At 69.2% G+C, this 9,257-nt stretch carries 11 protein-coding genes; 6 read left to right on the top strand and 5 right to left on the bottom strand.

Going from position 1 to position 9,257, the window contains the following annotated elements:
- The first annotated feature begins 132 nt into the window (after positions 1-132).
- Both VKN16_14695 and VKN16_14700 read left to right on the top strand, forming a co-directional pair.
- Entirely contained in the window at positions 133-1,287 is a 1,155-nt protein-coding gene (locus VKN16_14695; GenBank protein ID HME95453.1) for a thiolase domain-containing protein, read from the top strand.
- Positions 1,280-1,660: a Zn-ribbon domain-containing OB-fold protein gene (locus VKN16_14700; protein HME95454.1), complete on the top strand. Its 381-nt coding sequence runs from the start codon at positions 1,280-1,282 to the stop codon at positions 1,658-1,660. The genes VKN16_14695 and VKN16_14700 overlap by 8 nt, the downstream gene beginning before the upstream one ends.
- Here the strand turns inward: VKN16_14700 and VKN16_14705 are convergent.
- The 5 genes from VKN16_14705 to VKN16_14725 form a co-directional block, all read right to left on the bottom strand.
- Positions 1,638-1,841 (bottom strand): hypothetical protein, encoded by a 204-nt coding sequence (locus tag VKN16_14705; protein ID HME95455.1) that lies wholly within the window; start codon positions 1,839-1,841, stop codon positions 1,638-1,640. The genes VKN16_14700 and VKN16_14705 overlap by 23 nt on opposite strands.
- Positions 1,838-2,566 (bottom strand): alanyl-tRNA editing protein, encoded by a 729-nt coding sequence (locus tag VKN16_14710; GenBank protein ID HME95456.1) that lies wholly within the window; start codon positions 2,564-2,566, stop codon positions 1,838-1,840. Before VKN16_14710 ends, VKN16_14705 begins: the two co-directional genes overlap by 4 nt.
- Positions 2,567-2,575: 9 nt before the next feature.
- Positions 2,576-2,710 carry a hypothetical protein gene (locus VKN16_14715; GenBank protein ID HME95457.1) on the bottom strand — a complete coding sequence of 45 codons (135 nt, stop codon included), beginning with the start codon at positions 2,708-2,710 and terminating at the stop codon, positions 2,576-2,578.
- Positions 2,711-2,901: 191 nt separating this feature from the next.
- Positions 2,902-3,504, bottom strand: a complete 603-nt coding sequence (locus VKN16_14720; GenBank protein HME95458.1) for an urea carboxylase-associated family protein — start codon at positions 3,502-3,504, stop codon at positions 2,902-2,904.
- Between the two features lie 12 nt (positions 3,505-3,516).
- Positions 3,517-4,344, bottom strand: coding sequence for a DUF1989 domain-containing protein (locus VKN16_14725; protein HME95459.1), 828 nt, complete (start codon positions 4,342-4,344; stop codon positions 3,517-3,519).
- Positions 4,345-4,458: 114 nt separating this feature from the next.
- Here VKN16_14725 and VKN16_14730 point away from each other — a divergent pair, with 114 nt between their 5' ends.
- The 4 genes from VKN16_14730 to VKN16_14745 form a co-directional block, all read left to right on the top strand.
- Complete coding sequence (locus tag VKN16_14730) at positions 4,459-5,769, top strand: branched-chain amino acid ABC transporter substrate-binding protein (GenBank protein HME95460.1); 1,311 nt, start codon at positions 4,459-4,461, stop codon at positions 5,767-5,769.
- Positions 5,770-5,928: 159 nt separating this feature from the next.
- Entirely contained in the window at positions 5,929-6,867 is a 939-nt protein-coding gene (locus VKN16_14735) for a branched-chain amino acid ABC transporter permease (GenBank protein HME95461.1), read from the top strand.
- A complete protein-coding gene (locus VKN16_14740; protein HME95462.1) occupies positions 6,864-8,846 on the top strand; it encodes a branched-chain amino acid ABC transporter ATP-binding protein/permease in 1,983 nt (660 codons plus the stop codon). Before VKN16_14735 ends, VKN16_14740 begins: the two co-directional genes overlap by 4 nt.
- The coding region (locus tag VKN16_14745) for an ATP-binding cassette domain-containing protein (protein ID HME95463.1) at positions 8,843-9,257 on the top strand (415 nt) is incomplete at its 3' end. The genes VKN16_14740 and VKN16_14745, both read left to right, overlap by 4 nt.

Raw genomic sequence — 9,257 nt, forward strand, 5'->3', positions numbered from 1 at the left:
AATCATGCGGCACACGCTATCACGCCGGCCGGCCGTTCCACGACCATTTGGCGAAGCGTTTCCACTTCACGCAGCGCGGCAGTATGATGACGATACCGTCGGTCACTATTTCCGGAGCCGCGAGGAGATCAGATGCGCCGGGTTGCCGTCATCGGAGTGGGCGTCACCAAGTTTGGCAAGCACGATCGGACCAGCGCCGAGCTGTTCGCGGAAGCCGCGGCCGACGCGATCATCGACGCCGACATCGCGCCCGGCGCGATCCAGGCGCTCTACTTCGGCAATGTCACCGGCGGAGAGACCGAGCGCCAGCTCCACATGGCCCCCCTGGCCGCCACGCTGCTGGGCCTGCCGTCCATTCCGACCACGCGCTTCGAGAACGCGTGCGCCACCAGCCACGTGGCCTTCCGCCACGCGGTCATGGAGATCGCCAGCGGCGTCTCGGACGTGATCCTGGTCGGCGGCGCCGAGCGCGTCTTGAACGTACCGACCGAGCACGCCACCGAGTTCTTCGCGTATTGCTCCGACGCATCGCTCGAGCAGCCGGCCGGTCTCACGTTTCCCGGCGTCTTCGCGCTGATCGCCCGCGCCCACATGGACAAGTACGGCACCACCGAGGAGCAGATGGCCCACGTGGCCGTGAAGAACCACCGACACGGCACGCTCAACCCGAAGGCGCAGTTCCGCAAGGAGATCACGCTCGACACGGTGCTCAAGAGCGCCTACGTGGCCGACCCGTTGAAGCTCTTCGACTGCTGCCCTTTCACCGACGGCGGCGCCGCCATCGTGCTGGCCTCCGAGGAGGTCGCCCGCCGGCACCGGCGCCCGATCTGGGTGCTGGGCAGCCAGGCGGCGACCGACACCATGTTCGTGCACGAGAAGCGCGACCTGTCGCGCGTCACCGCCACCGAGCGGGCCGCGCAGGGCGCGTACCGGCAGGCCGGCAAGACGCCCGCGGACGTCAACGTGGTGGAGCTGCACGACTGCTTCACGATCGCCGAGATCGTGGCCACCGAGGGCCTCGGCTTCTTCGAGCCGGGCACCGGCGGGCTCGCCGCCGAGAAGGGCTGGACCAGCCTCGGAGGCCGGCTGCCCGTGAACCCGTCCGGCGGGCTCAAGGCCAAGGGCCACCCGATCGGGGCCACCGGCGCGGCGCAGATCGCCGAGATCGTCACCCAGCTTCGCGGGGAAGCGGGCCCGCGGCAGGTCGAGGGCGCCTCCACCGGCCTCACCCACACCCTGGGCGGCAACACCGCGACCGTGGTCGTGAGCCTGTTCGGCCGTGACTGAGCGCGTGATCAACCTGAAGGGCTTTTTCGAAGAGGCGCGCGCGGGTCGTCTCACCGGCATCCGCTGCGGCCGCTGCGGTGCGCTGGCGATCCCTCCCAAGGAGTTCTGCGAGCAGTGCCAGCAGCGCGACTGGACGCCGGTGCCCCTGGCCGGCACCGGAACGATCGTCTCCCACACCGTGATTCGCGTGGCTCCGCGAGGGCGCGCCGCCGAGGTCCCCTACGCGGTCGCGGTGGTTCGGCTCGACGAGGGCGTGTCCCTGCTGGGGCGCGTGGTGGACATTCCCTTCGAGACGCTCAAGGGCGGGCTCCCCGTCCGCTTCCGCCCGCTCGAGCTCGAGCACCAGACCCTCATCGGCTTCGGCCCCGCCTGATCGAGCCTCTGAAGTCGCGGAAGAACGCGCGCACGTCCTCGACGAACTCCTCCGGTCGCTCGTAGGCGATGAAGTGCCCGCCGGCCGGCAGGTCGGTGCGGCGCACGCAGTGGTAGACGCGCTGCACCCACGAGTCGGGCGGCGCCGGAAAGAGGTCGTGCGGGCCGCAGAGGTTGGTCACCCGCGCGGCTCGCCGGTGAGCCCGATCTTGATTCGCCGATTGTGCCGGCCCTTGTTGTCGATCTTCAGTATGCGAATGGCCGTCGATCGCGCCGTGGACGCGAGGTGCGTCCCGCCGCAAGCCTGACGGTCCAGCCCGACGATCTCCACCAGCCGGATCGTCCCGTCGTCCCCCGGCGGCGGGGCCACCGAGCGATTGCGGACGAGGCCCGGCTCGGCCAGGGCATCCGCAACCGGCACGTAGGCGTAGCGGACCGGCAGATCCTGCCGGATCACGTCGTTGATCTCGGGCTCGAGCGCGCGCAGACGGTCGTTGTCGGCGTCGGGCAGATCGAAGTCCATCCGCGCGGTGCCGTCCGCGTTGAGCTGCGCTCCCGTGACCAGGGCCCCCTGGAACTGGCGAAACACGAGCGCATTGAGGATGTGCGTGTCGGTGTGCAGCTGCTCCATCATGGAGCGGAACTCCGCGTCCACCACCGTCTCGACCGTGCCCGCCATCTCCACCGGCTCGGCGAGCAGGTGCCAGTAGCGTCCGTCGGCGGCCTCGATCCCGGTCACCCGCACCTCCCCGCCATTCCAGCGCAGGACCCCCCGGTCCGCGAGCTGGCCGCCGCCGCCGGGATGGAACGGGCTCCTCTCGAGCAACACCGCGCCGGGGCGCGCATCGATCACGTGGGTCTCCAGGACGAGGACGTCGGGATACTCGTGACAGTAGTAGCGTGACATCTGGACTCCTCAGGATCCGGCTTGCACGACCAGGCCGTAGTGGGTGACGTGCGCGTCGAACGCGGTGAGCGCGGCCCCGGCCTCCGGCTCGACGACGGCGAGGGAAGCGTCGGCGCCCGCGACGGTGGCCGACCGAGACGACATGCCGGACAGGATACCGGCGTGCCCGTCATGTTGCACATGAATGGTCGGCGTGATTGGTACGCGGCCGTGGAATTGGAGGACATCCGCGCTTTCGTGGCCGTCGCGGAAGCCCGCTCGGTCAGCCGCGCCGCGCGCGAGCTGTATCTCGCCCAGCCCGCGGTGACCCGGCGGGTGCAGCGTTTCCCCCGGCGTCAGTCGATCGTGAAGTGGGCTTCGGTGGTCTGGCCGGTGCGGCCGTTGATCGGCAGGATATCTTGCGGGCACGCCGAGAACGCGATCACCAGGTCCATCTCCGCCCTCAGCATCACGTAGCTGCCCGGCGTCGAGACCGGTTCGGCCCACGCCAGCGTCCCGTCCGCCGCCCACGGAATGTTCATGAACAGGTTGAGCGGCGACGGCGTGGCCGGCGCCCGGAGTCCCAGCGCGCCGAGTGCCGCGTGCAGATTGTCCCGGCAATTGTCGTGATGGCCCTCGACGCCGAGCAGGCGGTAGCGCGGAGCATCGCAGGCAGCGATCAGCGTGTCGTGCGCGCCGCCCGAGGTGTCCTCCACCAGGCTCAGGATCGGCCGGCGCTGGTTGGTCAGGAACGTGTCACCGACGGCGGCGCGCAGCCTGAGGAACCACGCGCGGCTGCACTCCATGGACATCCACTCGGTCACGTCGCCCGCCGCGAAGGCCCACGTGTCCACCACCTGGGCGCCGTGGGTGTTGATCACCGTGACGCGCTGCCCCTGTCCCACCCGCGCGGCCACTCCGCGCCGGGCCGGGATCGTCTGCCGCTCGGTCGTCGCCATGAGCCGCCCTCGCTAGCCGTGACGGAGGCCGTGGTCTCCGCGATAGTCCGCCGAGCGAGGCGGCTGCCAGCCCGCGAGCAGGGCCGGGTCCGGCTGCCAGATCTCCACCCCCAGCGGGCGGCAGGTGGCGAGCGGGTCGCCCGCCTCCGAGCCCCACATCTGCACCGACAGATCCCCGTGCGGGCAGGTGGAGATCGCGCACAGCACGTCGATCTCCGCGAACATCTCGATGAAGTCGCCGCGCCGGGCCGGGCTCGCCTTGACGAAGTAGCGGTCGTCCGCGGTGAGCCCGGTCACCTGGAAGACGTTGAGCACGTCGTGAACGTCCAGCTCGGTGAGACGGTAGGGTGCGACCGCGCGCACCAGGTTCGAGTGGCAGCAGAGGTCGAAGTCCTCGCCGTTCAGCATCTTGTGCACGTACGGGTCGCAGCGGGTGCCCAGCAAGTCGTGGCAACCCGCCCCGTCGGCGTCGCGTCCGTAGCGGATGGTGTCGTTGGTGATGGTCAGCATCGGGCGCAGGTAGGGGAGGCAGGACCAGAGCCGATCGTGGGTGGTGACGTGCGCCCGGTGGAGCTGCTTGGTGCGCGCGGCCCAGAACCGCTCGCGCGGGTTCTCGAGGTTCCACGCGTTGAAATCGGCGACCTGCGGGCCCTCGACCGCGACGATGCGGAAGAGCTGGCCGGCCTTCACCGGCCAGGCGCGGCCCGACCGGATCGGCACCACGAACCGCTCGACGAGCGTCCGGGCGGCGGTGTCCGACGCCAGTCGATCGTAGAACCGGCGATCGACCGCGATCGGCGAGCCCGGCTTGGGTTCGTAGATGACGCGCGGCTCCGGCATGACGGCCTCCCTCGGCCGGCCACAGCATAGCGCAGGACGCCGGCCAAGAAACCCCTTGACAGCCGGCCTGCCAGTCTCCAGCATCCGGCCAAGCTCGAAGCTGATCCGTGACGCTTGGCTCAGGTCGTCGTCATGCGGAAGGAGGAGGACGTCATGCGCGGATGGACGAGGCTCGGAATCCTCTTGAGCGCGGTGCTCGCCCTGGTGGCCACCAATCACATCGACGCCACCGCCCAGCAGTGTCCCAAGGGCAAGCTTCGCTTCTACACCTCGTGGCCCATGCAGGGCGCCATGATCCCGGAGGGCACCGGGATGAAGAACGGCCTGGACATGGCCGTCGCGGAGGTGGGCGGCACCGTCGCCGGCTTCTGCCTCGAGATCGTCAACCTCGACGACGCCTCTCCGCAGACCGGCAAGTGGGACGGCGCGGTCGAGGCGGAGAACGCCAACAAGGCGGTGGCCGATCCGCAGGCCATCCTCTACGTGGGCACCTACAACTCGGGCGCGGCCAAGGTGTCGATCCCGATCAACAACCGGGCCCACATGGCGCAGATCACCCCGGCCAACACCTACCCCGGTCTCACCAAGAAGCAGGGCGCCGCACCCGGCGAGCCCGACATCTACCGGCCGCTGGGCTTCCCGAACTACTTCCGTCCGATCCCGGCCGACGATATCCAGGGCGCGGTCGCGGCGAAGTGGGCCAAGCGCCTCGGCATCAAGAAAGTGTTCATCCTCAACGACCAGGAGCTGTACGGCAAGGGCATCGCGGACGTGTTCGAGGCCACCGCCAAGAAGATGGGGCTCACCGTGGTGGCCAACGAGGGGATCGACTGGAAGCAGCCCGACCAGAAGCCGGTCCTGACCAAGGTGCGCGCCTCGGGGGCCGATCTGGTGTACATGGGCGGCGTCATCGAGACGGGCGCCCAGGTCATCATCCGCCAGATGAAGGAAGTCGGGCTGGTGGCCCCGCGCGTGCGCTTCATGGGGCCCGACGGCCTCCTCGAGGAGGAATTGCTCAAGGGCGCGACCTGCGAGGTGGCGATGGCGACCGAGATGCGCGTGACCTTCGCCGGGCTGCCGTTCGAGAAGATGAAGGGCGTGGGCGCCAAGACCTACGAGGAATACAAGAAGAAGTTCGGCAAGGAGCCGACCTCCTACGCGCTCTACGCCGCGGAGGCGGGACGCGTCGCCATCGACGCGATCAAGCGGGCCGCGCCCGCGATCGAGAAGGGCAAGGACCCGACCGAGAAGCGCGAGGCCCTGCGCAAGGCGATCGCCACCACCAAGAACTTCGAGGGCATCAACGGCAAGTGGAGCTTCGACGCCAATGGTGACGTCGACTACGACACCATGTCCGGATTCAAGGTCGTGAAGGCCGACACTCCCATCGGCTGCAAGTTCCAGTTCGAGACCATCCTCGAATAGCCCGGTGGGCAGGCATGGAGGAGCCGCGGCGCCGCTCGCGCGAATAACCACCATGCGAACGGTGCCCCTGCCTACCGCGACGCGACCGAACAAGGCGATGGGGGGGCATGGGGGAGGAGCGGTGCCGCTCCCCCCCATTTAGAACAGCAGCCAACTCCCGTGCTCTGGCACGAAGTCCTGATCCAGCAGACGGTCAACGGGCTCACCCGTGGGGCCGTCTTCGCGCTCATCGCGCTGGGTTACACGATGGTCTACGGGATCATCGGCCTGATCAACTTCGCGCACGGCGACGTGTTCATGCTCGGCCTGTTCATCTCCCTCGCCTACTTCGCGCTCCTCGGCCTGACCACCACGCTGCAGGGCTGGCACCTGGTCACCGTCCTGCCCCTGGTCTTCGTCGCCACCATGCTCACCACCGGGGTGATCAACGTCACCATCGATCGCGTGGCCTACCGCCCCCTCCGCAACGCCTTCCGCCTCGCGCCCCTGATCACCGCCATCGGCGTGTCGTTCATGCTGGAGAACCTCACCCTGATCTGGCGCGGGCCCGCCCCGATCGCCTATCCCGATCTGTTCCCGTCGGTCGACATCCTGCGCGACTGGTTCGGGATCGACTCGCTGCTGTTCATCACCACCAAGGACGTCCTGGTCCTCGGCGCCACCATTCCCCTGATGGTCGGGCTTCAGTACTTCGTCACCCGCACCCGCTGGGGCAAGGCGATGCGCGCCACCGCCCAGGACAAGGAGACCGCGCTCGCGATGGGGATCGACGTCGAGAAGACGATCATCCTCACCTTCTTCATCGGGGGCGCGCTGGCCGGCGCCGCCGGCCTCATCCAGGGTCTCTACTACAACATCGGGATGTGGTGGATGGGCTATCAGGCCGGCCTGCGCGCGTTCACCGCGGCGGTGCTGGGCGGCATCGGCAGCATGCCGGGTGCGGCGCTGGGCGGCCTCCTGATCGGCTTTCTCTCCGCGTGGAGCGATCAGTACATCTCGGCGCGCTGGACCAACGCGCTCGTCTTCGCGATCCTGATCCTGGTCCTGGTCTTCCGGCCCCAGGGCCTGCTGGGCGAGCGCGTCCCGGACAAGGCGTGACCGATCGCGGCGGTCTTCGTTCCCTGCCCGCGGCCCTGCTCGTGACCGCTCTGCTCGCGTATCCGTTCGTCGATCGCGCGCTGCAGGCCCAGACCGTCCACGCGGTCACCGACGCGATGATCTACGTGCTGCTCGCCCTGGGACTCAACATCGTTGTCGGCTACGCGGGCCTGCTCGATCTGGGCTATGCCGCCTTCTTCGCGATCGGCGCCTACACCATGGGCTTGCTGAACTCCCCGGTGCTGGGCTCGCCGCTCTACGGCCACGCGTGGAGCTTCTGGGTGATCATCTGGATCGCCGCGCTGGTGTCGGCCGGGCTGGGCGTGGTGATCGGGGCGCCGACGCTTCGCGTCCGCGGCGACTATCTCGCCATCATCACCCTGGCCTTCGGCGAGATCATCCCGGTCGCCATTCGCAACCTCGGCGACATCACGATCGACATCGGCGGCTGGCGGCCGGTCGAGCGGCTGAACCTGACCGGCGGCGAGAACGGGGTGAACCCGGTGGGCCGCCCGCAGCTGCCCGGCGTCAATTTCGACACCGACTTCATCCCCTGGTACTTCCTCATCCTGGCCATCGGCGCCGGCTCCCTCTGGGCGATGAGCCGGATGCGGGACTCGCGGCTCGGCCGCGCCTGGATGGCCATCCGCGAGGACGAGACCGCCGCGGACTGCACCGGGGTGAACCCGGTCAAGACCAAGCTGCTGGCCTTCGGCCTCGGCGCATCCTTCGCCGGCTTCGCCGGGTCGTTCTACGCGGCGAAGCTCCAGGCGATCACCCCGGGTGCCTTCGAGTTCAACGTGTCGATCATGCTGCTCTGCATGGTGGTGCTCGGCGGCATGGGGAGTCTCAGAGGCGTGATCCTGGGCGGCATGCTGATCACCCTGTTCGACCGCATCCTGCTCGCCCAGATGACGTCCCTGATCCGCTCGGTCGGGCGCTCGGTCGGCATCCCCGCGCTCATCAGCGTGGACCTCACGCTCTGGCGGTGGTTCTTCTTCGGCCTGGGCCTGGTGGTCATCATGCTGATCCGTCCCGAGGGCCTGGCCGGTCGTCGGCTGCGCCCGCCCGCCGCCGACGTGGACGAGGGCGAGGAAGACCTGGCCCTCGTGGCGGCCCCACCACGGCCGCGCGCGGAGGCCATCCCGCGCTGGCTTCGGCAGCCGCCGGCGAGCGCGGCCGTGGTCAACAGTCATCCGATCCTCGAAGTCCGCGGCCTCACCCGACGCTTCGGAGGACTCCTGGCGGTGAGTGAGGTGGATCTCGTGATCCCGCCTCGCGGCATCGTGGGCCTCATCGGGCCGAACGGGGCCGGCAAGACCACCTTCTTCAACCTGGTGACCGGCCTCCTCCGACCGGACCGCGGCGAGATCCGGCTGGGCGGCGAGAGCCTGATCGGTCTTCGGCCGCACGCGATCGTCGGCCGCGGGGTCGCGCGCACCTTCCAGTCGATCCGTCTCTTCCAGAACATGACCGTGCTCGACAACGTGCGGGTGGGCGGGCACTGTCGCCTGCACGCCTCGGTGGCCGGCGCCGTCTTGCGCCCGCCCGCCGTCGTGGCCGAGGAGTCGCGGGCGCGAGAACGGGCGCTCGAGATGCTCGCCTTCGTCGGCCTCGACGGCCGCGGCGAGGAGCTGGCCAAGAACCTGGCCTACGGCGACCAGCGGCGGCTCGAGATCGCCCGGGCGCTCGCGAGCGAGCCCCGGCTGCTGCTCCTGGACGAGCCGACCGCCGGGATGAATCCGCGCGAGACCGACACGCTCACCGAGCTGATCGGCCTGCTCCGGGAGGAGATCGGGCTCGCCGTCCTGCTCATCGAGCACCACATGGAAGTCGTGATGGCGACCTCCGATCGCATCACGGTACTCGACTACGGCACGCGCATCGCCGAAGGCCCCCCGGCCGAGATCCGGCGCAACCCGAAGGTGATCGAGGCCTATCTGGGCAAGGGCTACGAGGAGGAGCTGGTCTCCGGATGAGCGGCACCTCGAACCTGCTGGAGCTGCAGGACATCCACGCCTACTACGGCAACATCCGCGCGCTCAAGGGCGTGTCTCTCCAGGTCACCCGCGGGGAGATCGTCACCCTGATCGGTTCCAACGGGGCCGGCAAGACCACGACCCTCCGCACCGTGCTCGGGATCGTACGCCCGCTCCGGGGCACGGTGAGCTTCGGCGGGCGCCGGATCGACCGGGTCCCCACCCACCGCATCGCCCGCCTCGGCATCGCTCAGTCCCCGGAAGGTCGTCGGATCTTCGCCCCGATGACCGTGCTGGAGAACCTCGAGCTGGGCGCCTTCGCGCGGGTGGACCACGACGGCATCGCGCGCGATCTCGAGCACGTCCTGACGCTCTTCCCCCGCCTCCGCGACCGCCTGCAGCAGAAAGGCG

The sequence above is a fragment of the Candidatus Methylomirabilota bacterium genome (assembly GCA_035315345.1).
Taxonomy (GTDB): domain Bacteria; phylum Methylomirabilota; class Methylomirabilia; order Rokubacteriales; family CSP1-6; genus CAMLFJ01.